Annotated in this window: 21 protein-coding genes; 13 read left to right on the top strand and 8 right to left on the bottom strand. The window is 48.7% G+C overall.

Annotated elements, in window-relative coordinates; translation table 11 throughout:
- The first annotated feature begins 36 nt into the window (after positions 1 to 36).
- The 3 genes from Pan54_RS25225 (at position 37) to Pan54_RS25215 (ending at position 2,164) form a co-directional block, all read left to right on the top strand.
- The gene (locus tag Pan54_RS25225) at positions 37 to 399 is read left to right on the top strand and encodes a four helix bundle protein (protein ID WP_242631428.1); all 363 of its coding nucleotides are present in this window, start codon (positions 37 to 39) and stop codon (positions 397 to 399) included.
- An 8-nt stretch (positions 400 to 407) separates the two neighbouring features.
- Complete coding sequence (locus Pan54_RS25220; RefSeq protein ID WP_165441975.1) at positions 408 to 1,013, top strand: AlbA family DNA-binding domain-containing protein; 606 nt, start codon at positions 408 to 410, stop codon at positions 1,011 to 1,013.
- An 89-nt stretch (positions 1,014 to 1,102) separates the two neighbouring features.
- Entirely contained in the window at positions 1,103 to 2,164 is a 1,062-nt protein-coding gene (locus Pan54_RS25215; protein ID WP_146506195.1) for a ribonucleotide-diphosphate reductase subunit beta, read from the top strand.
- A gap of 223 nt (positions 2,165 to 2,387) precedes the next feature.
- Here Pan54_RS25215 and Pan54_RS25210 read toward each other — a convergent pair whose 3' ends face one another.
- Entirely contained in the window at positions 2,388 to 3,623 is a 1,236-nt protein-coding gene (locus Pan54_RS25210; protein WP_146506194.1) for a glycosyltransferase, read from the bottom strand.
- A gap of 255 nt (positions 3,624 to 3,878) precedes the next feature.
- On the opposite strand from Pan54_RS25210, the gene Pan54_RS25205 reads away from it, so the two are divergent.
- From Pan54_RS25205 to Pan54_RS25195, 3 genes are all read left to right on the top strand, one after another.
- Positions 3,879 to 5,678: a hypothetical protein gene (locus Pan54_RS25205; protein WP_146506193.1), complete on the top strand. Its 1,800-nt coding sequence runs from the start codon at positions 3,879 to 3,881 to the stop codon at positions 5,676 to 5,678.
- Positions 5,679 to 5,827: 149 nt separating this feature from the next.
- Positions 5,828 to 7,201, top strand: a complete 1,374-nt coding sequence (locus Pan54_RS25200) for a DUF1800 domain-containing protein (protein WP_146506192.1) — start codon at positions 5,828 to 5,830, stop codon at positions 7,199 to 7,201.
- Between the two features lie 32 nt (positions 7,202 to 7,233).
- Complete coding sequence (locus Pan54_RS25195; RefSeq protein WP_146506191.1) at positions 7,234 to 8,460, top strand: DUF1501 domain-containing protein; 1,227 nt, start codon at positions 7,234 to 7,236, stop codon at positions 8,458 to 8,460.
- 43 nt (positions 8,461 to 8,503) lie between these two features.
- Here Pan54_RS25195 and Pan54_RS25190 read toward each other — a convergent pair whose 3' ends face one another.
- Both Pan54_RS25190 and Pan54_RS25185 read right to left on the bottom strand, forming a co-directional pair.
- Positions 8,504 to 9,418, bottom strand: a complete 915-nt coding sequence (locus Pan54_RS25190) for a hypothetical protein (RefSeq protein WP_146506190.1) — start codon at positions 9,416 to 9,418, stop codon at positions 8,504 to 8,506.
- A 63-nt stretch (positions 9,419 to 9,481) separates the two neighbouring features.
- On the bottom strand, positions 9,482 to 10,063 hold the full coding sequence (locus Pan54_RS25185) for a DJ-1/PfpI family protein (protein WP_146506189.1): 582 nt from the start codon (positions 10,061 to 10,063) through the stop codon (positions 9,482 to 9,484).
- Positions 10,064 to 10,305: 242 nt separating this feature from the next.
- On the opposite strand from Pan54_RS25185, the gene Pan54_RS25180 reads away from it, so the two are divergent.
- The gene (locus Pan54_RS25180) at positions 10,306 to 10,785 is read left to right on the top strand and encodes a hypothetical protein (RefSeq protein WP_146506188.1); all 480 of its coding nucleotides are present in this window, start codon (positions 10,306 to 10,308) and stop codon (positions 10,783 to 10,785) included.
- A 120-nt stretch (positions 10,786 to 10,905) separates the two neighbouring features.
- Here Pan54_RS25180 and glk read toward each other — a convergent pair whose 3' ends face one another.
- Entirely contained in the window at positions 10,906 to 11,892 is a 987-nt protein-coding gene (gene glk, locus Pan54_RS25175; protein WP_146506187.1) for a glucokinase, read from the bottom strand.
- Positions 11,893 to 11,970: 78 nt separating this feature from the next.
- The gene (locus Pan54_RS25170; RefSeq protein ID WP_146506186.1) at positions 11,971 to 13,011 is read right to left on the bottom strand and encodes a hypothetical protein; all 1,041 of its coding nucleotides are present in this window, start codon (positions 13,009 to 13,011) and stop codon (positions 11,971 to 11,973) included.
- Between the two features lie 333 nt (positions 13,012 to 13,344).
- Here Pan54_RS25170 and Pan54_RS25165 point away from each other — a divergent pair, with 333 nt between their 5' ends.
- The gene (locus Pan54_RS25165) at positions 13,345 to 13,518 is read left to right on the top strand and encodes a Flp family type IVb pilin (RefSeq protein ID WP_146506185.1); all 174 of its coding nucleotides are present in this window, start codon (positions 13,345 to 13,347) and stop codon (positions 13,516 to 13,518) included.
- Between the two features lie 364 nt (positions 13,519 to 13,882).
- Here the strand turns inward: Pan54_RS25165 and ptsP are convergent, their stop codons facing one another.
- Complete coding sequence (ptsP, locus tag Pan54_RS25160) at positions 13,883 to 15,631, bottom strand: phosphoenolpyruvate--protein phosphotransferase (RefSeq protein ID WP_146506184.1); 1,749 nt, start codon at positions 15,629 to 15,631, stop codon at positions 13,883 to 13,885.
- A gap of 260 nt (positions 15,632 to 15,891) precedes the next feature.
- Positions 15,892 to 19,155 carry a family 16 glycoside hydrolase gene (locus tag Pan54_RS25155; protein WP_242631427.1) on the bottom strand — a complete coding sequence of 1,088 codons (3,264 nt, stop codon included), beginning with the start codon at positions 19,153 to 19,155 and terminating at the stop codon, positions 15,892 to 15,894.
- Positions 19,156 to 19,548: 393 nt separating this feature from the next.
- On the opposite strand from Pan54_RS25155, the gene recJ reads away from it, so the two are divergent.
- The 5 genes from recJ to Pan54_RS25130 all read left to right on the top strand — a co-directional run bounded on the left by recJ (position 19,549) and on the right by Pan54_RS25130 (position 24,718).
- Positions 19,549 to 21,306, top strand: a complete 1,758-nt coding sequence (recJ, locus tag Pan54_RS25150) for a single-stranded-DNA-specific exonuclease RecJ (RefSeq protein WP_146506183.1) — start codon at positions 19,549 to 19,551, stop codon at positions 21,304 to 21,306.
- Between the two features lie 259 nt (positions 21,307 to 21,565).
- Positions 21,566 to 21,907 (top strand): hypothetical protein, encoded by a 342-nt coding sequence (locus Pan54_RS25145; RefSeq protein WP_146506182.1) that lies wholly within the window; start codon positions 21,566 to 21,568, stop codon positions 21,905 to 21,907.
- Between the two features lie 185 nt (positions 21,908 to 22,092).
- Positions 22,093 to 23,142 (top strand): rod shape-determining protein, encoded by a 1,050-nt coding sequence (locus tag Pan54_RS25140; protein ID WP_146506181.1) that lies wholly within the window; start codon positions 22,093 to 22,095, stop codon positions 23,140 to 23,142.
- A gap of 94 nt (positions 23,143 to 23,236) precedes the next feature.
- The gene (mreC, locus tag Pan54_RS25135) at positions 23,237 to 24,178 is read left to right on the top strand and encodes a rod shape-determining protein MreC (protein ID WP_146506180.1); all 942 of its coding nucleotides are present in this window, start codon (positions 23,237 to 23,239) and stop codon (positions 24,176 to 24,178) included.
- 12 nt (positions 24,179 to 24,190) lie between these two features.
- On the top strand, positions 24,191 to 24,718 hold the full coding sequence (locus Pan54_RS25130; protein ID WP_146506179.1) for a hypothetical protein: 528 nt from the start codon (positions 24,191 to 24,193) through the stop codon (positions 24,716 to 24,718).
- A 4-nt stretch (positions 24,719 to 24,722) separates the two neighbouring features.
- Here Pan54_RS25130 and Pan54_RS25125 read toward each other — a convergent pair whose 3' ends face one another.
- Positions 24,723 to 25,355: an SOS response-associated peptidase gene (locus Pan54_RS25125; protein WP_146506178.1), complete on the bottom strand. Its 633-nt coding sequence runs from the start codon at positions 25,353 to 25,355 to the stop codon at positions 24,723 to 24,725.
- Positions 25,356 to 25,392: the final 37 nt, after the last annotated feature.

Here is a 25,392-nt window from a genome sequence, read left to right as displayed (position 1 = left end):
GGCGTTAGGGATATTAGATGAGTTTGCGAGGAATCCATGTCTGGAGAAATGGGGTATCGCGATTTGCTGGTTTGGAGCAAAGCGATGACTTTGGTGGAAGAGGTCTACAAGTTTTCCACTCAGTTCCCATCTTCTGAACAGTTTGGACTTACTTCTCAAATTCGTCGGGCAGCTGTTTCGGTGCCTAGTAATATCGCTGAGGGATACGGACGTGGCGGTGGGGATTATCGCCGCCACGTAAATATCGCCCGCGGTTCCCTGATGGAAGTTGAAACACAAATGGAACTTTCGGTCCGATTGAACTTTTGCGACCGCGAGACGGTCAAATCAGCATGGCATCTTTCTCAAGAAGTCGGAAAGATGCTGACGAAATTGGGACATTCACTCAAAAAATTGTAAGGTCGTTCATGGAAGAGAAACTACCCGCTTGGGCTTCCCAGGAAAATACGAACCGTGTCTTCGACCTGATTGCTCAAGGCGAAAATAGCAAGGTTGAATTCAAGGAGTCAATTCCTCAGCAAGCTGATAAAATAACAAAAGAGACAGTCGCCTTTGCCAACTCAGGTGGAGGAGAAGTATTACTTGGAATCAATGCACAGGGTTTCGCAGTAAAACCTCAGAATGAAATCACAACTCAAGACAGAGAAAATGTTGTTGATCGCATAATGGGTTTGGTTGGAAATTTAAATCCTATGCCTAAAGTCAAATGCCATCAGTGCTCAGTCGACAACCACTTTGTTTTACTTATCACTGTGTCTGAACAACAAACTGAACCAGCCTACTATTTTCAGAACACCATCTACATCCGCGACCACAGCATCTCACGCCCAGCCAATCCAGAAGAAGTAAAAACACTATTTCTAAAATGGAGCAAGACTGAATTAATGGATGAAGAACTACTTCGGGCAAAACGCTTTGACAATGAGATTGATAATCTGCGTCTGGAATCATTACGCAACATCATCAATGCGAATAATATTGCAAGAACATCCCATGCGGCTCGTGTTTACTAAAAATTGCTGAATTTATTTATAAACTTTTTTCTCTAAAAACTAACGCCTAACGCCCAACTACTAACGCCTCCCTCGAAAGGATTTCGACTATGTCAAACCTCAGTATCCAAGAACAACAACTGCTCGACACTCCCACCGAACGCTTCAAAGCGAACGAAAAACGCCTCATCAATTGTGCGAAAGTGGACGTTAATCAGCTCATGCCGATTAAGTACAATTGGGCTTGGGAACACTATCAGAATGGATGTGCCAATCATTGGATGCCGACTGAAGTGGCGATGACTAAGGACATCGAAATCTGGAAGTCGGGCAAGCTTTCTGAAGATGAACGTCGTGTCATCATGCGGAACCTTGGCTTCTTCTCGACCGCTGAATCGCTGGTCGGAAACAATCTCGTGCTCGCGATCTTCAAGCATGTGACGAATGCGGAGTGTCGTCAATATTTGTTGCGGCAGGCGTTTGAAGAAGCGGTGCATACGCATACGTTTCTGTACGTTGTCGACTCTCTCGGCTTGAACGAGAGTGAAGTCTTCAACATGTACCATGAAGTTCCTTCGATTGCCCGTAAGGATGAATTCGAAATGCGGCTCACTGCCGAGGTGCTTGATGAGAACTTTACCACCGAAACGTTCGAAGGCCGAAAACAGTTCCTGCGAAACCTGATCGGCTACTACATCATCATGGAAGGTATTTTCTTCTACACCGGCTTCGTGATGATCCTTTCCTTCCATCGCCGTAACCTCATGACCGGAATCGGTGAGCAGTTCCAGTACATTCTGCGGGATGAAACGACGCACCTCAACTTCGGGATCGATTTGATCAACGGCATCAAATCCGAAAATCCGGACGTCTGGACTCCCGAGTTCCAGCAGGAAATTCTTGATCTGGTTCGTGAATCCGTCGAACTCGAAATCGAATACTCTACCGATTGCCTCCCCCGCGGCGTCCTCGGTCTCAACGGCGAACTCTTCCGCGATTACGTTCAGCACATCGCCGACCGACGCCTCGAAAGAATTGGCCTGCCCACCCAGTACGGTTCCAGCAACCCGTTCCCGTGGATGAGCGAAACCATGGACCTGGCCAAAGAAAAGAACTTTTTCGAAACCCGAGTCACCGAATACCAAACCGGAGGCACCCTCAGCTGGGACTAAACAAGCATTCTGCTTGACCGGGGGCAGTCGCATGGGCGCACAAGGTTTAAGTGCGTTTCGTTTGCTCCTGCAGGGCGATGTTGGTTGAAGATTGAAAGCTTATAGAGACACTCGCATTTGTGGGTGTCTTTTTTCTTTCAATATGACATAACTACAAGCACGAAGCCTAAGCGAGTGTGTTCTCTCGGGTTGACACACTCGCTTAGGCTTCGTGCTTATATAATCACACTCGTAGCGAAACGGAATGTTCTCGGGATTCTTTGGGCTCAATCACTTGAATGGGTGGATCGCCGCCGAAGCGATATTTCAGGCCGCGCCAGATATGCTCGCTTGTGAATAATGACTGAACGGTCGTCAATAAATTGATCATCATGGTCGTGGGAATAGAGATGAGAAAGACCAGGAAACGAGCCGGGGTGACCCAGAAGATGGATCGTCCTGCGATTTTTCGCACACGATCGCGAACCTTGTTCTGGATGGTGATCGCCAGTGCGAGTGACGAAAGTGTGGTGATGGTAAGGCCGGCCAAAAATGAACTTTGATAGAGATTGGGAATCATTGAACCCAGCATTGCGATGCTGAACAGCAGGCTGACAATCAGGTTATAGGCCACTACAATTTTCCAATGGGGATTATGCAGTCGAACGGTCAGGTATTGTCGAATGACAAAATTGTAAAGTTGCTGCATGCCGCAATCCTCATGATTCAGTACGAGCAGGTCCGGTAAAAAACGAGTCTGTTTTCCCTGGTCACGCATATAGGAGGCAATCGCACTGTCTTCTCCAAAAGAGCGTTTCAAGTGGTCACGTAAAGGCCCCGGCTGCAAATCTTCAGAACGAACCGCCATGCATCCCCCCCAGGGAATTTTCGCGGCAATCATCATCGGCACCGCATACATATTCCATGTGTAGCAGCATAACGTTCCTAACCGAGCAGACTGAGGCACATACCAGCGGTTGCCTGTGACCACTCCGACTTCAGGTTCGGCTAACCCTTCTGCGAGCCGTCGCAAACAGAACGGCTCGATTTGAGCGTCGCCATCGACAAAAGCAACGATCTCAAAATCCTCCAGGTCCTCGGTTCCTCGCAGCATTCCCGAAATCTTACCACTGCAGGTTGACAGCCGATTTCCCAGATTGATGACATCGCAATCTGAATCGGGATTTTCATTCAGAAACTCACGCACAATTGGCCAGGCTGGATCTTCTGGTGAATCAATGACGAGTCGTAAGCAATAGTTGGGATAGTCCTGTGTGCAGAGGCGTTTCAGGCACGATTTGAGCTCCGGATCGGCCCCTTTGAGAGAGAGAACCATCAATAATCGTGGAAATTCGGCATCTGTAAGCTGTGGTGGTGAAGGCTTTCGAAAAGCTTTGCGGACTAGCAGGATCAGATAAAACTGCCCAACCGCCAGAGCCGTAAACGGGAGTAACAGTAAGATTTCAAAAGCAGAAAACATGCACGGGCCCAAGCAGGAATTGTGGAAAAAAACATGGACACTTTTCAGTAGAGGCAGGGGTGCGTTCAATTTCAATTACTGAGTCGAAAACCCTCACAAATTCTCGAATATTGGCCTTTTGTACTCACTGGGAGAATTATTCAGGGGATGTTTTCGTGACTGACACACGGTTCTGGCTTATTTTTGAAACCGGATGAGCTGCAGTAAAGTAGTATAAGAGACCAAATTCAGTCCCTCTTTTGGAATGATGCTTTTATGCAGACTTTCGCTCAAACGACTTTTTACTCAGGAATGCTTGCTGCTGTATTTAGCCTGGGCATTTATGCTGAGGCTCCTGCAGGTGATGCCGCTCGATATTTTCCAGCGACCACAATCATCTATGCCGAAGTCGATCAACCTGTCGATTTAATTGAAGGAGCCCAGCAGAATCCTCAGATTTCCCAACTGCTTGATGAACTCAAGACAATACCAGCCATCAAGAAGGCGATGGAAGGAAAAGACTTTCAGAAATTTCAATTTGCTTTGAAAGTCGTCGAAGCCAAGCTGGGGCAGAAATGGCCCGAGGCATTGGCCGAATTAACTCACCATGGAATCAGCATCGGAGTCGATCCCGTTTCGAATGGAGTTGGGCTCCTTATGCAGGCTGAAGATGCGGAAGCATTAAATAACATCACAAACTCTCTGGTCGAACTTATCGAAGGGGATGCAAAAAGCAAAGGACAAGAACCTCATTTTGAGCAGATTGAATATCGTGAAGCGAAAGTTTTTAAAGCAAGTGATTTTGGGTTTGCTACCTGGAATAACTGGATATTGATTGGCAACAAAAGCGACGTTGGGCGTTCCATGCTGGATGCTTTGATTGACGACTCAAATACTGGGCTCTCAAGCACAGAGAACTTTCGGAATGCCAGCAATGCAAAAACTGGCGATGCAATTGCCTGGTTATTTATCGATATCGACGCAGCTCGAGCCGCCAATCCAGATGAAAACATTTATAGTAACAAAGCCGATGATCCCGGCGGAGAGTTTTTGCTTGGTGGACTTTACAGTGCCTTTCATGAGACACCTTATCTAACAGGAGAACTGCAGACAGTCGACTCGGGTTTGAAGCTCAAGCTTTCCGTCCCGTTTGATCGAAGTTCCATTTCCGAAGAACGGAATCATTACTTTGGTCCCGAGGGGACGGGCTCCGCATCCTCTCCGATTTATGTACCAGGTCATCTGTTGACGATTTCATTCTATCGAGATCTCAGCCAGATGTTTCAACGTGCTGGAGACTTATTTGATGAAAAAGCCAACGACGATCTCGCCAAGGCTGATGTCGGGCTTTCAACCCTGTTTTCCGGTCGCAATTTCGCCGATGAAGTGCTTTCAGGCATCAGTCCGCAAATGCAATTTGTGATTGCTCGGCAGACATTTGCCGAAGATAAACCGATTCCATCCATCAAACTTCCGGGGTTTGCACTGGTCACGGAATTGAAAGATCCCAAAGTCTCCCGGAAGGAGTTTCGGCGAAACTTCATCAACGCGATTGGCTTTTTCAACATCGTGGGAGCGATGAACGGTCAGCCCCAGCTGGAAATTGATTTTGAATCGATTGAAGGTGGCGAACTGGTCACGACCAACATGGTGCCCGAAGTCGATCAGAAACCCGATACGGAAGCACGCATCAATTACAACTTTTCTCCATCAATCGCTTTTTCCGACAACCTGATGATCATCTCCACAACCAGCGAACTGGCAGAAGCCGTGGCGTCTTCGAAAGAGAGATTGAGTGTCGAGCCAGCAGAAGACACTGGAGACATTCGAAACACAGCAATGCTCCTGAGTGTCAAAGAACTGGTTCGCCTTGTCGTCGACAATCGAGAGCATCTCATTTCGCAGAATATGCTCAAAGAAGGTCATACTCAAGAGGAGGCCGAGACTGAAATTGATTCTCTTGTGAAAATCGTTCGTCTGTTTAAAAGAAGCAAAGCTGTGTTATCAACAAGTGAAACGACTTTAGACTTCACGCTTGAAGTTGAAATTAATGCCGACAAGAGTCCACGTGAGTAGACTGTTCATGTTTGTTTCATAAATCATGCAGGTCAGGCTGTTCCTGATGATTTGTGCGCCACCTTCAATGTCGTCGGGCACAGCATAACCTAAGGCTTGGTTTCCAAACTTAAGGGTTAAGATTATAAATTTATCTCCAGTGAGGTTTGATGATGAAATCTGGCCAGACAAATATTGATCCTGAATGGGCCTGGTCGGCTTATCAGCCAGAACAACCTGAGGATTGGACACAAAGGCAAGTCGCCCACTTTTATCGCCGCTGCGGTTTCGCTGCCAATCCAGAAATGTTGCAGAGTGGCCTGCAAAAGAGTCCCCTTCAATTGGCATCCGAGCAAATTTCGAATCGACAGGAATCGCCACAGGTTGAAAAGGTATCTGCGTCTCTAGCCCGTTCGGTTCTCGCGACAGCTGATGCCAAAAATTTACCAGCCTGGTGGACTCACCGATTGCTGAATACATCGGTTCCTCTCCTGGAGAAAATGACACTCTTCTGGCATGGACACTTCGCGACAGGAGCGGAAAAGGTCAAAGATGCTCAATTGATGTTCGATCAGAATCAGATTCTCCGAGAACATGCTCTCGGGAATTTTGGATCGCTCGTCCATGCAATCTCTCAAGACCCGGCCATGCTGATTTATCTGGATTCCGCCTCCAACCGAAAAGTTCATCCGAATGAGAATTTCGCTCGGGAGATTATGGAACTCTTTGTGCTTGGCGAAGGGAATTACTCTGAAAAAGATATCCGGGAACTGGCCCGCTGTTTCACAGGCTGGGAAATTCGTCGCGATCAGTTTTACTTCAATCGTTTCCAGCATGATTTCGATGAAAAGATCATATTCAATGACACAGGCACATTTACGGGAGAACAGGGAGTCGATCTGGTTCTTAAACAGCCAGCCGGGGCAGAATTTATCGTCGGCAAATTGATGCAGTTTTTCATTGCCGATGAAGGTTTGCAGCATCCGGAATTAATTCAACCACTGGCCAGTCAATTCCGCGACTCTGGTCTGGAGACCGGGGCGCTGCTGGAAACGATGCTGTCGAGTAATCTGTTTTATTCGGACTATGCGATGGGACGGAAAATTCGTTCTCCAGTCGATTTTGCAATTGGCTTACTCAATTCGTTTGAAGGAACAACGAATCTACTCGAGTTGAACAGAGGTCTTGATGAACTTGGCCAGAGACTTTTTTATCCTCCAAATGTGAAGGGTTGGGAAGGCGGTCGAAACTGGATCAATTCATCGACTCTGCTCGCGCGAGCCAATTTAATGCAATCCCTGCTGGTACGCGATGAAACTCGCTTCGGAGGTGGTTCCTTAAGTCAGTATTGCAAAACACACGGGGTGACATCGCTCCAGGAAGCGGTCGACTGGTTTGTAGAAATACTGCTGGCAGTACCCTTGAGTGAACCTAAACATTCTGAACTCGTTCAACGATGCGAACATGGTTCCGGTTCGTTTGAAAATAATTTAAGACGCGGGCTCGGGTTAATTGTATCACTTCCCGAGTATCAATTGGCTTAACTCGCGCAGTCTAACTTCAATTGGAGTACAGCATGTCTCTTGTTCGACGTGAAATTCTGCAGTTATCCGCAACTGGCTTAGCGGTTTTGGGATTCCAGCAAACCGCTCCAGCATTCTGGGGACAGATCGCAGACAATGCTGCCGGGCAGGAGAATATCCTGGTCGTTGTGCAGATGACTGGCGGGAACGATGGGCTCAATACAATCATCCCTTACACTCAAGATGAGTATTATAAGCAGCGTCCCAAACTGGCAGTCCCCAAAAAAGACGTATTGAAAATCAATGATGAATTCGGATTTAACCCGGCTCTGGACGGGTTCTCCGAATTGCTCGAAGCGGGTTTATTGGGTGTTGTGCAGGGTGTCGGTTATGCTCAGCCGAACCGGTCTCATTTTGAATCGATGGATATCTGGCATACGTGTCAGCGAAAAACGGGAGATCGTTCCGATGGCTGGCTCGGTCGAGCAATTGATCAACTGGCAGAGGGAGAATCGACCGAGACGACCGGCATGCACATTGGGAATCGTAAGCAACCGTTGGCCGTCGCCAGCCGGCATCACAGGGTTCCCTCGATTCGTTCGATCGAGCAATTTCGATTGCAAACTCAGGAAAAAGATTCCATCCAGGCGATGCGTTCGTTAGCTCAGTCTGAAAATTCAGAAGCCGATTCTCTACTCAACTTTGTACAAACAAGCACAACGACTGCAATTGATGTCAGCCAGAAACTTCAGCAGGTGAGTAAAAGTAAGAATTCAAATATGAAATATCCAGAGACGGAACTGGCTGGTAAATTAAAAACCGTCTCACAACTGATCGCTTCGGACATCGGTGCCCGAGTGTACTATGTCGAAATTGACGGGTTCGACACCCATGCATTCCAAGCTCCTGCTCACACTGCATTATTGCGAGAACTGGGCGATGCTCTCAACTCGTTTGCACAAGACCTGCGTGAAAAAGGGATGCAGGAGCGAGTGTTGACCATGTGCTTCAGCGAGTTTGGACGACGTGTCGCCCAGAATGCCAGTGACGGGACCGACCACGGCACCGCCGCTCCCATGTTTCTGATGGGAAGCGACCTCGAAACCGGACTCATCGGCAAACATCCCAGTTTGACGAACCTGGACAATGGCGACCTGAAGTTTCACACAGATTTCCGACAGGTCTACGCAACAGTTCTCGATAATTGGCTCAGCTGCGACAGCTCTCACATCCTGGACAAACAATACGAATCGTTACCTTTGTTTGTCGCTTCGCGATGACACTCTCACTTGAGATTCTTCAAATAAGAATCCGATGTAACTCCTATTCTGATTCAACTTGATCCATAATCAGCCGGGTTTGTTGCTGAGACCACAGATGATTATTGAGGTCATGAATCGGGATCAGTCCACCGACGAGTCTGCGGCAGAAGAAATCGAGCTGCCTGGCGGTAGTGTGTCGCTCGTTGGACAGGTTTTCTGAATTAGAATTTCCAATTGGCTCAGCCTCGCTTTGCCAGATCAACTGATACTCTCCATCAATCCAGATCTGACCCTGTCTGGTTTTGATGTGATACTGAGAGGACTCCTGTTGATAGCTGAAATGGACCAGGACCTCAGACGTTTCCTGAGTCCTGGTTGTTTTATGAAATTGCAGAGTCCACTTCTGTGGATGAATTGATATCGATGTGCTATTGAATTTATAGCCCGGCAAGAGCCAGCGGAACCATCCCAGAGCCGCCCCAATTTCGGCTGCTTGATCGGACATTGAGTGCTCAGAATTTAATTGACAGGTCATTTCCAGTGGCGGCCCCAGTTCACTCGCCATCAGTTCCTGACATCGCAATCCTGTCGGAGAAAAGCAAAGGCGATGTTCCACGGAGGTGACTGCAGTCGTCGACTTCGCCAGAGCTGATATTTGCTTCAAAGCCACATCAGAGAGTAGAGAGGTCTCCGCCAGATAAACCGATTTGTCCTGTTTGAGACACTCGACATAGGGGAGTATGCCAGGCCAGCCTGTAGAGAGCATCAGAACGGCATCGACATCCCAGTTGTGGATCAATTCCTGAAAGGAGCGACAGACGGTCGCTTCGACAAGTTCAGCAGATTGACGGGCACAATGAGCAACATAATCGTAGACAACGGTCACTCGTACGCGTTCTCGCAGAGAGTTCAACGTGGGTGCATACACCTGTGTAAACTCAGGTCCACTCGCCCCTATCACTCCCAGTTTAATCATCCCAGTCCATCCGATATTTTATTGAGTCGTCGAGTTCGAAGAATTCTCCTGACAAGAAGAGGCTTAGAGTTGAATTTTCGCGCCGAGCACTTTAACAAACTCTCGAATCCAGGCCGGATGTGCTGGCCAGGCAGGAGCAGTGACAAGATTTCCATCGACATAGGCTTCATCGACATTTTTGCTGACAAAATCCCCGCCCGCCAACGACACTTCAGGACCACAGGCCGGATAAGCCGTGCAACTTCTCCCCTGTAAAGCTCCCGCTGCGGCTAGAATTTGCAAGCCGTGGCAAATTGCAGCGACCGGCTTGTTCTGAGTCATGAAATCGCGAACAATCTCCAGAACCTTCTCATTCAGACGCAAGTACTCGGGAGCTCGACCGCCGGGAATGACGAGACCGGCGTAATCACTCAATGTGATTGCATCGAAATCCGCATTGAGTGTGAAGTTGTGCCCCGGCTTTTCGCTGTAAGTCTGATCGCCTTCAAAATCGTGAATGGCCGTCCGAACCTGATCGCCGGATTTCTTTCCCGGACAGACCGCATGGACTTCGTATCCCAGTGTTAAGAGAGTCTGAAAGGGGACCATGATTTCATAGTCCTCAACATAATCGCCAGCCAGCAATAATAATTTCGGAGTCGACATTTCACTCAATTTCTAAGGAGACTGATTTTAGCCGCCGTAATGCATCTATGTTGTTTCGTGAACAGTTTGTTTCTGAACTGTTAGACTGTCTGTATTGTGATCGAGACAGGTTCAATCGTCAAATCGTATTTCGAGCCGGGCTTGATTGCTGACATAGATTAGTGGAAACTGATGCAACTCGATAAGTGAATCGTAATCTGAACAGTAAAAATGTGGCTGGGAGTTCTTTGATGAATGAACTAATGCGTATAACACTGCTGCTAGTGATGGCAATTGTGCTGGTGCCAGGGTGTAAGCCGAATTCGACGGTAACTGAAAACGAGCCCGCTGCCGCTCCTGAGCCGGAAAAACGGCCTAATCTGTTGAAGCGGAAAACTCAGGAAGTTGTCGACAAGAATAAAGTGATGGCCGAGAACCCGGCTTTGATTGAAGTCGAGAACAAGGTAACAGGGAATGATCCGTTATCGACCGCTCTCACCGGGTATATTGCTGCTTCATCGAGAGTGAATGTGCTGAATTTTCAGCGTCAGATCGATTTGATGAAAGCCACTGAAGATCGTAATCCGACTTATCAGGAAATTGTCGATGTGATCAAGCAAAACAACATGGAATTCAATGCGTTGCCGGACTATCAGATGTTTGCATACGATGAAACCACAGGTGGTTTCGGAATCCTTGAAGATCCGGATGCGAAGAAAGCGTTCTATGATCAGGTGAAGTAGAATTTATTCACAGGATACAAGCACGAAGCGCAAGCGAGTGTGTTGAGACCAAATGAGTTGGCACACTCGCTTGCGCTTCGTGCTTGTATGTTTCACAATTTCTGAAATTCACTCACACCACTAAAAAATGGGCTGATCATGGGCTAACAGATCGGCCACATGAGCCGCTCCCAGAAGTGGGGCTTTGCTGGTCATGATGACATGAATTGGAATTCTGGAGAGGGCATCTCGAAATCGGCCTTTTCTTAAGAAGGCGTCGCGGAAGGTGTCGCTGTCGAGTAGCGGCAATATTTTGGGAGCAATGCCGCCACCAATATACATGCCGCCAAAGGCCATCAGTTTTAAGGCCAAATTGCCCGCTTCTGCTCCGTAGAGGCCGACGAACATTTCCATTGTTCGAATACAGGCAGGGCATTCTCTGGCCAAAGCCGCCGCAGTGATGACGGCTGCCGGAATTTCTTCTTTCATCTTCTCAACAACGTGCTCTGCTGGTTTCTCTCGATAAGTATTGACCAGAAATTCAAAGATGTTTTCAATGCCTGGGCCGGAAAGGACGCGTTCCCAGGATACATTTTGGAACTTGTTTCGCAGGAAGCTGAGCAGGGCATCCTCTTCATGTGATTTCGGCGAAAAGTCGGCATGACCGCCTTCACTCCCAAAAGGATGGTAACGGGTGCCGTACCAAATCCCCGCTTCACCCAATCCAGTACCCGCAGCGATGACGCCACGGTTATCATCAATCTCCCGGCCCTGGTGAATGCAGACCAGATCGTTCTTGTCCAGGATTTCGACCGACCAGGCCATCGCTTCCAGGTCATTGATCACTCGAGTTTTCTTCGTGCCGACGCACTCCGCCAGGACAACTTCATCGACCATCCAGGGAAGATTCGTCGTTTTGCATTTGCCGTTATCAACAGGTCCAGCGACACCAAAACTAGCCGAGACGATTTCACACGGATTATCTTTCAGGAACTTCCGCACGATTACGTCGAGATCCGAATAATCTTTAGAGACGTATCGCTGCTCCTTAATAATCTCTTTGGGATTGTTCTCATCGAACAAGGCCAGAACAGTTTTGGTTCCACCAATATCGCCCGCCAACAACATGAGGTTATTCCTCTATTGAGTTCTCCAGAAACGTAGAGACTGGATCGTAATGTTCGGACCGGACAGGCACAATGCTTCTCACTTGGGAACGTTCTGGTTATCGCTCGCCTGCCTGAGAATTTCTGTCGGGTCGTACTCCTTCCCGGCCATCTCCTGGAGCACTTTTCGAGATTCCAGATCTTCTGGACGAAACTTCTTTGAGATTTCCGTGCGGAAAATGTGGTCTCCCTGATGATAAGCCGTAACAAGCAGCAAGGTTCCGAACCCGAACAGAGCCGCAAAGAGAATAATGTAAGGCTGTAATCCTGTTCCAGAGGGAGCCACCCGCACGACGATATTTGACTCTACTCGGGCAGACAGAATAAGCGGTGCCATATGCTGGCCACCATTGGAAGCGTAGCTGTACAGCTTGAAAAAATATCCAACGAGTTTGACGGGAGCATTCACGTTCTCGCCACGGGGGAGTCGTTTATCGAGAGATGTTGTTACAACGCGCCAGGGATCATTGCCGGAATCTTCGGTGGTAATCCACACCTCATAAGCCGTTTTCACACCATAAGGATTATCAGTTGTTTTTAACGGAAGAATACGGCGAGCCGTCCCTTTCAGGGAGATGAGTTCTCCGCGAAATAAATTGGGAGAGTGAATCAAATTGACATGCAAAATATCTTTGCGAGCCTTTTCATTGAGCAGATCTTCGTCGAGTCGACTGACATGAGCCAGTATTCGATAGTAGGCATCCGATTCATCCACACGCAGTCCCATGAATTGATCATTGATACTTTCGAGCCAGTCAGGCGGGATGTTTGTCGCTGAACCTACTTTCGAGGAATTCTCAGTATCGACGGGAGAAACAGACGAATTGACCGCATTTGACGAACTTCCAAAAGGATCAGGAGCCTGGCTGGCCAAAAATGGAGGAGCTTCGTTTCCCTCAGAGAGTGGCGAATTTACTGCGGACTCATTATCGGGCGGAATCAACCAGTGCCAGGTTTCTGGACGGGCAGCCCATAAGATTGCAATCATAATGAACGACAGTCCAGCCACCATGCCGAGCAATCGTCGCTGATCCTGCCTGCTTAAATACGGAGCAGGCTGGGGAGGGGTTTCAAATCGCATACTATTAACTTGCTTAGGAACAGACTGAAAATCGAAGGATGCTTTTCTGCAATACCAACTGTTGGGGAAATACAACGTTCAACCCATAGTAAATAGTACCGCAGTGGTAACTTAAGGAGAATATCGAAAATATTCTAAATAAAATTTGCCTGACCGGAAACCTGACATAAGTTTGTGGTGTGCGGTACTGATCGGTAGCCCCGAGAGGGACGCAGCGGACACCTTTTGATTATTCAACAAGACTGTCCCCTAAATTCAGGTGTCACTTTCAGACTTAGTATGGTCTGAAAGATAAAATGTGTCAGGTTAAAAGATTTTGAGAGGAACCCCGAGATGAAAAAAGTCATCGACAATGTAAAGCACTTTCTGGTTTGCGAAGACGGCCCAACTGCAGTTGAATACGCTGTCATGCTGGCTCTGATCGTCGTTGTCTGTCTGACAGCGATCAAGGCTATCGGAACAAACGCCAACACTCAGTTCGGCAAAGTTCGCGACGCGATCAGCTAGGTCAAATCCGCTCAACAGACTCCCATTCACATCGTGAAAGCCTCTTTGTGATTCGAATGTGGTGTTTGAGAGATACAAGACTGTTCGGAGATTTTCCGGACAGTCTTTTATGCTTTTCCGCCTCAAGTGTTTTTTGTGACCTACACTTGAATACAGGCCACTAAATTTGTGAGTTGCAGGTCAGGCACAGTCTGACCCACACAACCTGGTAGTACAATATTTCCTCCGGCATCAAAGGCTTCAGCCATGTTTCCATTCTGGTGCGACAATCTGATCACGGCAATTTGTCAGGCTTTTCCGCTGATCATTGGAATTGCCACCTGGTTCTTTTCACCTGGTGCCCGTTAAGGTAAGCCGCTTCTTATCATTGAGAATTATCTGGAACCAGTTTTCTAAGTTCTCGGTTGAGATAGCTTTCGATATCTCTGGCCAGTTCCTGAGATTTCACATACTTGGCCATCGCTTCGGCCTTTTCCAGCGTCAGATGCCGAATGACTTCTTTGATTTCCGGAATCGCATGCGGACTGACACTGATTTGCCGAATGCCCATGCCAATCAATAACGGCACACATTTCGGATCGGAACTCATCTGTCCACAAACGGAGACCGGGATGTTCTCATTCTTTGCCGCTTCAATCACCATCGCAATCATGCGAATAATGGACGGGTCGGCTGCATTATGCCATTTGGCGACCTGAGGATCGGAACGATCCGCCGCTAATGTGTATTGAATCAGGTCGTTTGTCCCAATCGAAAAGAAATCGACTTCACGGGCAAATTCTTTGGCCATTAATACCGTTGCAGGAACTTCAACCATGATGCCGAGTGCAATATCGGCATTGAATGGGATGTTCAACTCTTCCAGATCTTCCATCACTTCCCGGACAATCAATCGGGCTTGCCGGAATTCGAGGAGCGATGAAACCAGCGGAAACATAATTCCGACCTGTGCCCCCACTGAAGCACGCAGGACCGCTCGCAACTGAGTCTTGAACATATCCATATCGTGCAGAGACATGCGGATACTGCGTAATCCGAGTGCAGGATTGGAATCATCGGAATACTGACGACGAATCCAACCTGGAATTTTGTCGGCTCCCAGATCGAGTGTCCGAATTGTGATCGGCTGATTTGGAAAACCTTCAATCACTTCTCGATAGGCATTATAATGATCTTCTTCAGTTGGGATTGTGTCACGTCCGAGATACAAAAACTCAGTTCGATACAATCCAATTCCATCCGCGCCTTTTTGTTCGCATTGCTCGGCTTCCTGAGGAAATTCAATATTTCCCATCAGAAAAATACGCTGGCCATCTCTGGTTTCAGAAACCAGGTCCCGCATCTGACTGCGGCGATCTGAGACGCTTTTGTACTTCTGTCGAACTTCATTGATTCGCAACAGCGTATCGTCATCTGGATCGATGATGAACTCGCCACTCGTGCCGTCAACGACAACGGTATCGCCACCTGAGATATCCGCGATAAACGGGCCGATGCCGACAATAGCCGGAATTTCCAAGGCTGCAGCCAGAATCGCAGTGTGACTGGTTCGACCACCGACTTCGGTCACAAAACCGAGGACAACATCTTTTTTCAGACCGGCTGTTTCACTGGGTGTTAAATTATGGGCGACCACAATGACAGGCTGTGTCAATTCCGCCAGACTTTCCCGTTGTTCTCCCAGCAAATGACGGAGAATCCGTTTTTCAAGATCGTAAATATCAGCGGCTCGCTCTGCAAAATAAGCATTTCCGAGAGCCTGAAATTGGCGTGCATATTTTCTGAGTGTTCGACTGGATGCGAATTCCGGACTGTAGCAACGATCACGAATCAGTAGTTCGACTTCAGAAATCAGCTTTGGGTCCTGTGCCATTTGCAGGTGAGCAGCGAAGATCGCGCCATACTGCAGGCCAATCGCTTCATTCGCCAGGCGTTCATTTTCCAGAATTTCAGCGGAAACATTCTCGAGGGCCTGATGCAGACGTTCGAGTTCCTGATCGACAATTCGTCTTGGAATAAATCGTTGAGGAATCCGAAAATCTTCTGTGCCGATAACAAGAGCATCGCCGACGGCAATGCCGGGAGAGACCGCGATGCCGTTTTTAGTAATCATGATTATTCCCGAGAGGTGCCTGCAACGTTGTCAAATCGATGTAAAGGGGCAATTTTTGAACTTATTGTAGCAGATTCAGAATTGTCTCGCCTATCAAAACCTTAAAACCAAAGTGAACACGCGCCAATCATCCCGTGGTCGCGTAAACTCTATAATAGCTGAAGGTTATGGCATATATGACCAGGCGGGCCTGACCAGCTCAAAACAAAAATAGACTGCCGATTCTACCGGCAGTCTATTTGATGATACCGGAGATTTGGCTATTCCTGCTTAAACATTTTGTCGTCACGATTTCCGCGAGAAAGCAGATACGCCATCAAATCGAGGATTTCCTCCTCATGCAGAGTATTCAATAAGCCGTTGGGCATCATGGAAGTTTTAGAGGGTGACATGAAATCGATATCATCCCGTTTGATTGTTGTCATCGCATCGGGATTCATCATATCTGTATTCACACGGTAAGTGTCTCCTGCGAGATTAACAATGCGCCCAACAATGACTTGCCCCTCGACAGTCACAAATTGAATCGCCTCGTATTGATCACTGATCTGTTTACTGGGGACGACCACCGATTCGAGAATATCCCGCTTGCTGAAACGTCCTGCCAGTGCTGTTAAGTCTGGGCCGACTGCTCCCCCCTGTTCGTCAAAACGATGGCAGGCAAAACAGTTGGCAGCCGCAAACATCTGACGGCCATGCTCAAAATCACGATTGACGAGTTTATCCTCAAGCAGCGGGACCAGTTCTTCCATTTTCCACTCTTTAACCATCGGACGAGGCTCTGCGGCAAACGGATTGGCCGTTTCTTCAGGAACCGCTTCCAGAATTGGCTTCAGTGCCAGTTTTTCCTGGTCAGTCAATTTAGCCAATGCATCTTCGCGAATGTGTTGAACGAACAATGAGAAACTGGCTCCCCCACGATAACCGGCTGCCCGGTTAAACCAGGCAAAGTAAGTTTCCTGCAGTTCAGGAGTCCACCCGGCTGTCAAATGACGGAGTGTTTTTGCATAGTCGATTTGCTCTTCCTGAGTCGGGGCTTTCTTCAATTGCGCCACAATTTTACTCGCAGCCGAAGGGGCCTGCAGATAGACAAGCATCTGTGCGAGTTCCGAATTCAATGGATATGCTCTTGCGGGAAAGGCAGGATCAAACTTCTTAATCAATGCCTCTCGCTGATCAGCTGTCGGTGGCCCCAGTCGTACAAAAGCGACAGTATAAACTCGCATCATTGTCAGTTGTTGAGGCAAAGAAAGTTCGGACCAATCCAACTGATCGAGAGAATCGAGAATCGCAGTCAACTCTTCGTTGCCATAATTCTCAGCGGCATTCCAGTCTGGAACTGGAGCATCGATATTTTCGCCTGTTCCTTTGTCTGCTCGTACATATGTTCGAGCCAGGGCCAGCAGAGAATTTAAAGATGTCCAGGCATCCTCCTTAGCGTTCAGTGCTTTTTCTCGCCATTCCTCAGCCGGTCGATGTTCAATTGCAATCCGAGCCGCGAAACGGATGAATCGATCGGCATGACTCAAATACGGCCAGGCTTTTTCAAATGCTTCGGGATGATCCCCCAGATGCAATGTTTCCAACTCTCTGCGAATTTTGCGTAGTTCAGCCAGCTTCGAATCTTTGGCATCAATGGGTTTCGTCGATTCACTTCCCTGATAAGTAACACGGTACAAGCCTGATTGCACCTTACGTCCGCCGATTGCGAAGTACATCGCTCCATCGGCTGGATTGATAACGCTGTCAGTCAACGGAAGTGGAGTCCCGGTGATAAACTCTTCAGCAACAGCCGAATAAGTCGAACCCTGGGGAGTCATATGGACAGCATAAAGTTTTCCATAACTCCAGTCGTTGATGAAGAATGCTTTCTGATACTTGGCAGGGAACTTTGCACCATAGCCAAAGGTCACCCCAGTTGGGGAACCGGGCCCGATATTGAGGACGGGGGGTAAACTGTCCTGATAATAAACTGGCCACTTGCCTCCCCCATTTCGCCAGCCGAATTCTGCTCCGCTGATTGCATGGGATATTCGCGTCGGGCGATACCAGGGCGTATTGATGTCCCATTCCATGTCGGCATCGTACGTGAAAAGTTCGCCATCGGCATTCAGAGCCGCATCGTATTCATTGCGAAAACCAGTCGCGACCAGTTCCCATTCGGTTCCTTCAGGATTGATCCGACAGATATATCCACCGGGAGCGGGAGTCCCTTTCATGAATCCCCGACCATAAGGACGAGGTAACAGCAGATCTTCATCCCAATGCTGTGGCACGCGTGAAGTATCAATCTCGGTCAAATCCGTCCGGTTTCCACAGACGATATAGAGTCCCTGTTTGTCTTCAGTGTGGAATACCGCATGGGGACCATGTTCGCCAGTACCATGGAGAGGTCGCAGCATTTTGACGGTATCGAGTTTTTTGTCGCCATCGGTATCAGTCACACGATACAGGCCACCCGCATATTTTTTCGCTTTATTGACTGAGACATACAACGAATCAAAGGCCCAGAACAAGCCTTGAGCTTCTCCGATATCGACATCAATTTTCTCAATCTTGGTTCCCTCAGTTTGCCCCAGCGGAGGTGGTGTTACTTCATACAAGCCGCCGTATTGATCACAGACGATCAAGCGACCTTCCGGAGCCACGCACATCGATACCCAGGAACCTTCGACATCGTTCGGGACCGAATACAACAGTTCAACTTTGAAATCTTTGGCGATCTTCATATCAGCAATCGGAGTTGCTTTCGGAGTCGAAAGAGAATCCCCCTCTGCCGGCTTGGTTTCAGCCTTATCAGGCCGTTGCATGGCCTGTTTTTTGTCAGTCTTTTTTTCTTTCAACTCACGCAGTTTGATGTTCCGGAACTGTGCTTTCATGGCTGGACCACGATGGACTTGGAAGGCGATTTTTCCACTCATTTCCCGTTCACTCGGCTGATCATCAATCACGACGACAGCGACTTTTCCATCAATTTTGTGAGTGAGCCGATTTCCGCGAGCAATAATCGTAAGCTCATGCCACTCAGTGAGGTCTTTTTGATCGACGGGCACATCCAGCTTTTCTGCTGTCTTTTTGCCATCCGGACCGATAGTCACTTTCTCGCCACGTTTGGCGACAATTCCACGCCCTCGTTCATCGTAAAGCATGCCGGTAAATTCTGGTTTCGGATGCATATCCGCCTGATAACCACCGACCGACCATTGACCGACCTCAGGCATCAATTTGCTGCGATACTGAACGCCGGAGTTATTTTCACCTTCGAGTCGAAACTCGAGTTTAAGCTCGAAGTCGTCTACTTCTCCACCAGTCCAGACAAGAAATTGATTATATTTCAGATGGTCGGGACCGTTTGTTTTTCCTGTTATGACTCCATCTTCCACCGACCACAATTCGGGATTGCCGTCCCAACCTGTTAAGTCTTTTCCATTAAACAGATTTTGAAATTCCTGGCCTTGAACAGAAACTGATCCCAGCAACAAAATGCTGGACAGTGTAAGGAGTGTCATGGAATGAAAACGCACAGTAAGCTCCCGATAAATTTATGATCAAATGGAGTGAGGTTTAATTTTGAGAATGCTGATTCGCTGAGAAGGCAGGTAGCATCCGTTGTGAAGCTGCTCAGACATATGAACGCAACAAAAAGCGTAAATATATTGTTGAGTAACCGCATTGGATTGTCAATCGGTTCGAAATGGAACTGGTTATACATGAACTGACCAAATGAATGCCTTGATAATTAGCGAATTGAATTCCAGTACTCGAATCGGATACCATCCAACAAATACAAGCACTAAGCGGAAGCTAAAGTGTAGGAACCACTCGAAGCGACTCACTCGCTTGCGCTTCGTGCTTGTAATTCATATATCTAAGAGATCAACCAGACAGCAAATGCATTTGCTGCAGGAGGAAATCCCATGCCACGGGAATGGCAGTTTGTCAGTCACGATACCGGACTCGTTGAATCGTTGGCGCGAAATATTCGCAGCTCGACCTTACTGGCTCAGGTTTTAATCTCCCGCGGCATGAATCAGCCCGAGGATGCGAAAGATTTTCTATCAGCAAAACTGAAAACCCTTCAGGAGCCTGAGCTGGTTCCCGGTGTGACCGAAGCGGCTGATGAAATTGTCACTGCGATTCGAAATAAACGACGCATCACCATCTACGGGGATTACGATGTCGACGGAATGACGTCGACGTCCATTCTGTTTCATTGCATTAGCCAGGCTGGCGGAGTTGTCGATTACTACATTCCCTGCCGACTCGAAGAAGGTTATGGCCTGAACTGTGAAGCCCTTCGGGAACTGCATAACGAAGATCCAACGCGGCTTGTTGTCACGGTCGATTGCGGTATCTCCAGTGTTGAAGAGGCGGCATTGGCGAAAGAGTTGGGACTGGATTTGATCATTACCGATCACCACACCATTCCCGATGAACTCCCGGCGGCAAAAATTCTTGTGCACCCCCGGATCGGTGAGGACTCTCGGGCTTTCCCGCATTTATGCGGAGCCGGCGTGGCGTTCAAACTCGCCTGGGCAGTCAGTAAACGTCTCGGCGATGGAGAACGCTCAGACGCACGGATGCGAAACTTCCTCAAAATGGCCGTTGGCCTGACGATGCTGGGAACGGTCGCCGATGTTGTTCCGCTCGTCGGTGAAAATCGATTGATCGTCAAGTACGGACTCGAAACACTGCAACAGCAGGCCGGGGTTGGTCTGGCAGCGCTGATGAAAGAAATTGGCCTCATGGGCAAGGCATCGCTGACAGCCGAGGATATCGGTTTTGGGCTTTCTCCACGCTTAAACGCTGCCGGTCGTTTGGGACAAGCCCGCCTTGCGGTCGAATTATTGACGACAAATCAAACCGATCGTGCCTCGCAACTGGCGACCTATCTGGATGGACTCAATAAACAGCGACAAACCGTCGAGCGAAAAATCCTCAAACATGCTCGCGAAGAAATTCAGAATCATCCCGAATGGCTCGACCAACCCTGTCTGGTTATTGGACATAATGACTGGCATCCGGGGGTGATCGGAATTGTCGCCAGCCGGATCGCCGAGCAGTTTGAAAAACCGACGATTCTCATCGCCATCAATTCCAATACAGGCATTGGTCAGGGATCCGGTCGTTCCTTTGCCGGAACAAATCTGCATGAAGCGGTTTCCACATGCACCGATCTACTGGAATCGTTTGGTGGACATGCAGCCGCGATTGGTTTGCGGGTGAAACAGAGACAAATCGATCAATTTCGGGAACAACTATGCGAGAATGCCAAACTGGTCGAATCGGCTGAGGAATCGGTCCCGCGGCGAATTGATGCCGAAGTGACACTGGCGGAATTGACCGTGAAATCGATTCGCGAACTGGAATTTCTCGGCCCGTTTGGTTGCGAGAATGAACGTCCGGTTTTTGTTTCGACAGGACTGGAACTCGCAGAAAAGCCGAAAACGATGGGCGAAGGAGGCCGCCATCTCGCAGTGCGGCTTAAGCATTATGGGTGTATTTTACGAGCCATTTCCTTCGGTCGCGGCGATTGGGCCGAGGAAATGGAAAACGCAGGAGAGCGGATTTCCGTCTGCTTCAAACCGATCATCAATGAATTCCGCGGCCGCGAAAATGTCGAACTGCACATCATCGACTGGAAACCAGACGAAGCCCTCTCTGCGGTGAATTGAAAAAGTAGGACAGGCTTCCAGCCTGTCTGCATGAAGACGTCGTATCTGAAGGAATCCGCATAATCGTTAAATCTTTCCCAAATTGCCTCAAGTATCAGCTGATATGAGTCGATGTTAACGATAATTGACATACTTTTGATTGACCCCTCGCATCTTTTCCAAATGCAAAACTTCACTCGCTTTACGAGTGATATTGAAAATCAGCCTGTAAGTAAGCAGGCTGATTTCACTGAGCTTCCAATAACGGGGAGTGGTCATTATGAGTCAGATCGGATTTACAAGTGCTAGTTTCCCGTTGATCGCCAGTTCGGTTAGCGGCGGTCAGCAAAATCGGCCAGGACAGAACGAAGCGACAAAAGCTCAGGCTGGTCAAGACTTTAAGGATTCTCTCAACGCATTGACCTCCCATCAAAGTGAGGATGTTGGAGAAACTTCGCTTGAAAGTGACCGCGATGCCGACGGCCGCGATGCTCCACATGAACATCACGAACCAGCCGATCCCCATGAAGAAGCAAGGGCTAATCTGGATCGTCTGAAAGCCGAAAAACGTATCCCTGATACTGATCAAATGGTCGGCCAGTTTCTCGATTTGGACATTTAATGAGTGGCCAGAGGAAAGTGGCTAGTGATGAGAATGCTTAACTCTTCCCTGTATTTTGACAGGCCTTCCTCCTTTCGCCCTTCGCGTTCCTCCCCCTTCTCCAACTCGCTCTTGCTGTAAATGCTGTATTGGAAGTACATTCCGACAGTTCTCGTCAGAATAGCACCTTTACAGTCGGCACTTTCATGCTGCGGCACTTCAATAGCTGGATTTCCCCGGGTTTGGGGATCGACCTCGGCACTGCGAATACTTTGATCGCAGTTCTGGGGAGCGGTATTGTTGTGAATGAACCGTCGGTCGTAGCGCTGGCTCGGGATTCCCGTCGCATTCTGGGGCGAGGCACAGCGGTTGGCAAACTGGCTCGCCAGATGCTGGGGCGCACTCCAGATACCATTTCTGCAGTCCGGCCACTTTCTGAAGGCGTAATTACCGACTTCAAACTCTGTGAAGCGATGCTCAAATATTTTGTCCGCAAGGCGACTGGCGGCAAGCATTTATTACGACCGAAAACAGTCATCGCAGTTCCTGGCCGAATATCGCCCGTTGAAAAGCGAGCGGTTTTTCACAGTGCAGAACGATCTGGAGCGGGCAAAGTCTATTTGATTGAAGAAGCCCGAGCCGCTGCGATTGGAGCTGGGATGCCGATTTCCGAGCCGATTGCCTCGATGATTTGCGACTTAGGCGGTGGAACAACTGAAGCGGCTGTGCTCAGTCTGGGAGATATTGTTGTCAGTAAATCCTCGCGGGTAGCCGGAGAGCATTTTGATCATGCGATTGTCGAATATCTGCGTCGTCAGTACTCGCTGAAAATCGGATTACAAACCGCAGAACGTGTCAAAATGGAACTCGGTTCTGCCTGGAGACTTCCGCAGGAAGATGCTCTCGAAGTTCGTGGACTCGATCTGGTCAGCGGTGTGCCTCGAAAAGCGATTGTGACCAGCGAAGAAATCCGCGAAGTTCTTGTCCGCATCCTTGAAGAAATTGCCGCCTGTCTGAGAGAGACCATCGAGCAGTGTCCACCCGAGTTGATTTCAGATTTGGCGCAAACTGGTGTCGTTCTCACCGGCGGCGGAGCCTTGTTGCGGGGAGTGGATCAGTATCTCAGTGAGTTTCTGGGAATCCCCGTTCGCATCGATGACGATCCCACAACGACTGCCGCCCGAGGCACGGCGATTTGCCTGGAACATCTCAATCAATGGAAGCATGTGTTGATGTCGGACAGTGGGAATTTGTAAACAACCTACAGTCTGATGTGATTTCCATTTAGCGTCTTATTTCGTCAGGCACAGCCTGACCGACACATTCTGAAAACCTCTAAGATTTTCCTTCATGAATCATCGTGACCAGACCAGAGCGATTCTTATACTAACCAGCTGGATGCTGCTCGGTTGTGTTGCTGCTGTGCTGCCGGAAGTTCAGCGAGTCGAAATCCGCCGACAACTGCGAGATGGTTTTGCCCCTGTTGCCCGTTTTGCTGGAACGTTACCAGTCGAAACATTTCTGAGCAATTTTCGAGGCAATGCTGCGACCTCGACCAGTGAAAAGAATGAAGAGGTCTCAGAAAGCAGTGAAGAACTTTCACGGTTGGAACGACAGGTTCTCGCATTGAAATCGTTGCTGAATGATCAAAACCAGAAGTTGCCGGCAGAGACTTCTCAGAGTCTGTTTCAACCTCGATTGATTGAAGCTCGCCGCATGAGTGGATCGCTCGAAGAACGTTGGAGATCAGGCGAATGGGTCGATGCGGGGACCTCCCACAACGTCCGGGAGCAAGACTGGATTCTCAAAGCCGAGCAGCCATTGCTCGATTTGGGAGCGGATGCAAAAATTCATCCCGACGATCTGGTTCTGGCTGGGAGAGCCATCGTCGGACAGGTCTCTGCGGTTGGCCGCTGGAGCAGCGCATACCGATCTATCACTCATCCCGAATTTCGCTGTCCTGTTCAGATTTTGAAAACGGACAAGTCATCGCAGTCCGAGCAGATACCTGCTGGGAGTCTGCACGGTACCGGAGCAGAATTATGTGAGTTGAAATATGTCGAAAACACAGCTCCGATCAGCCAGGGAGATTTTGTGGTGCTGAACGATCCTGAACAAACCTGGGAACAACCCCTGGTTCTGGGGCGTGTTGTTCGAGCGGAAGTGAAAACGAACAGTCCGTTCTGGGAGATTGATGTCGAGCCGATTACCGAAGCAGAAAGTTCGCGGCAAGTTCTGATTCTCTCTCAGCAAATTTCCCCCGAACGCATTGCCGCAATGCCTAAAGAGTAATTGGAGACTCGAATGAAAATCATACTCAATCTGCTGACTCCGATTCTCCTACTGATGGTTGTCACGATGTTCGCACTGACTTTATTCACAGGACGAGCCGAGTCATCACTGCAAAATAGCGGATTGCTCTTAATTGTCTTGACCACTCTCAGTCTGACATGCTCTGCGACCTTGACTGCACTGGCGTTTGTCTGTGTTGGGCTGGCGGGGGAAGGACTTGGGCATTTTCCGCTGGGAACAATGATGGTCGCAACATCAGCGACTGCGTTAGTGAGTGTGAACTTGTCAAGAATTCGTTCTGTTTCCTGGGTGTGGCGGGGATTAGGAAGTGTGATTCTGGCGAATACACTGTGGATCCTGATTTGCCACCTGACGAGTTTGATTCGAGTGGAACAGTCGCACTCTTCAGGAGGTGAATTCTTTGAAGCCGGACAGGCAGTCCTGATCACTGGTGGAATGTGGTTGTTACTCTCAATACTGTATGCAGGGATACTTTCATTGTTTCGTCCAGCCCATAAGGGATCGTTTCAATTTGAGTAAATGCTCACTTTTCAGGAGCACGCTCATGAGACATGCGATCAGCCGGGAAGGGTTGCATCAGGTTTTCGAGAGATTCCCGTTCGACCAAATCGGGACTGAGCCAGCGTGAGATTGCGTTCTGATCTTCAAGAATGACGGGCATCCTTTTCTTAGGATGATAGATCTCCACCAGACTGTTTGCATCGGTTGTCACAATCGTGCAGGACTCGATTGTCTCATTGCCATCGGGCGATTGCCAATGCTCCCATAAACCAGCCAGGCAAAGGAATTCTGCGTCTGTTCGGTAAAACAGTTGACCGCCCTCATAGAAGTTGGTCGCTGGAATCACACAGCGACGTCGCTTGAATGCCTCGCGATAGGTCGGTTTCTCATGAATCGTTTCACTGCGGGCATTGAAGGTCATCCGCTGGAACGCCTTCGCCGTTTTCTGGCGAGCATTCGGCTTCCACCAGAATGGAAGCAAGCCCCATTGCAGACTGACCAACTCACGCTCGCCGGACCGGTTCAGGCGAATCGCCGGGATGGAAGATAACGGAAAGAAACTGCCATGTGGATCGCCCTGAGTTCGATTGATCACGATCTCCAACCAGTCGATCAGGTCGGTTGTGTTCAAAGAAGCATTAAAGGTATGACACATGGCGAATTATCAGGAATGAGACGGAATGTATTCTTTC

It is taken from the genome of Rubinisphaera italica (genome assembly GCF_007859715.1).
Classification (GTDB): Bacteria; Planctomycetota; Planctomycetia; order Planctomycetales; family Planctomycetaceae; genus Rubinisphaera; species Rubinisphaera italica.
This window is presented reverse-complemented; position numbering and strand designations above follow the sequence as displayed.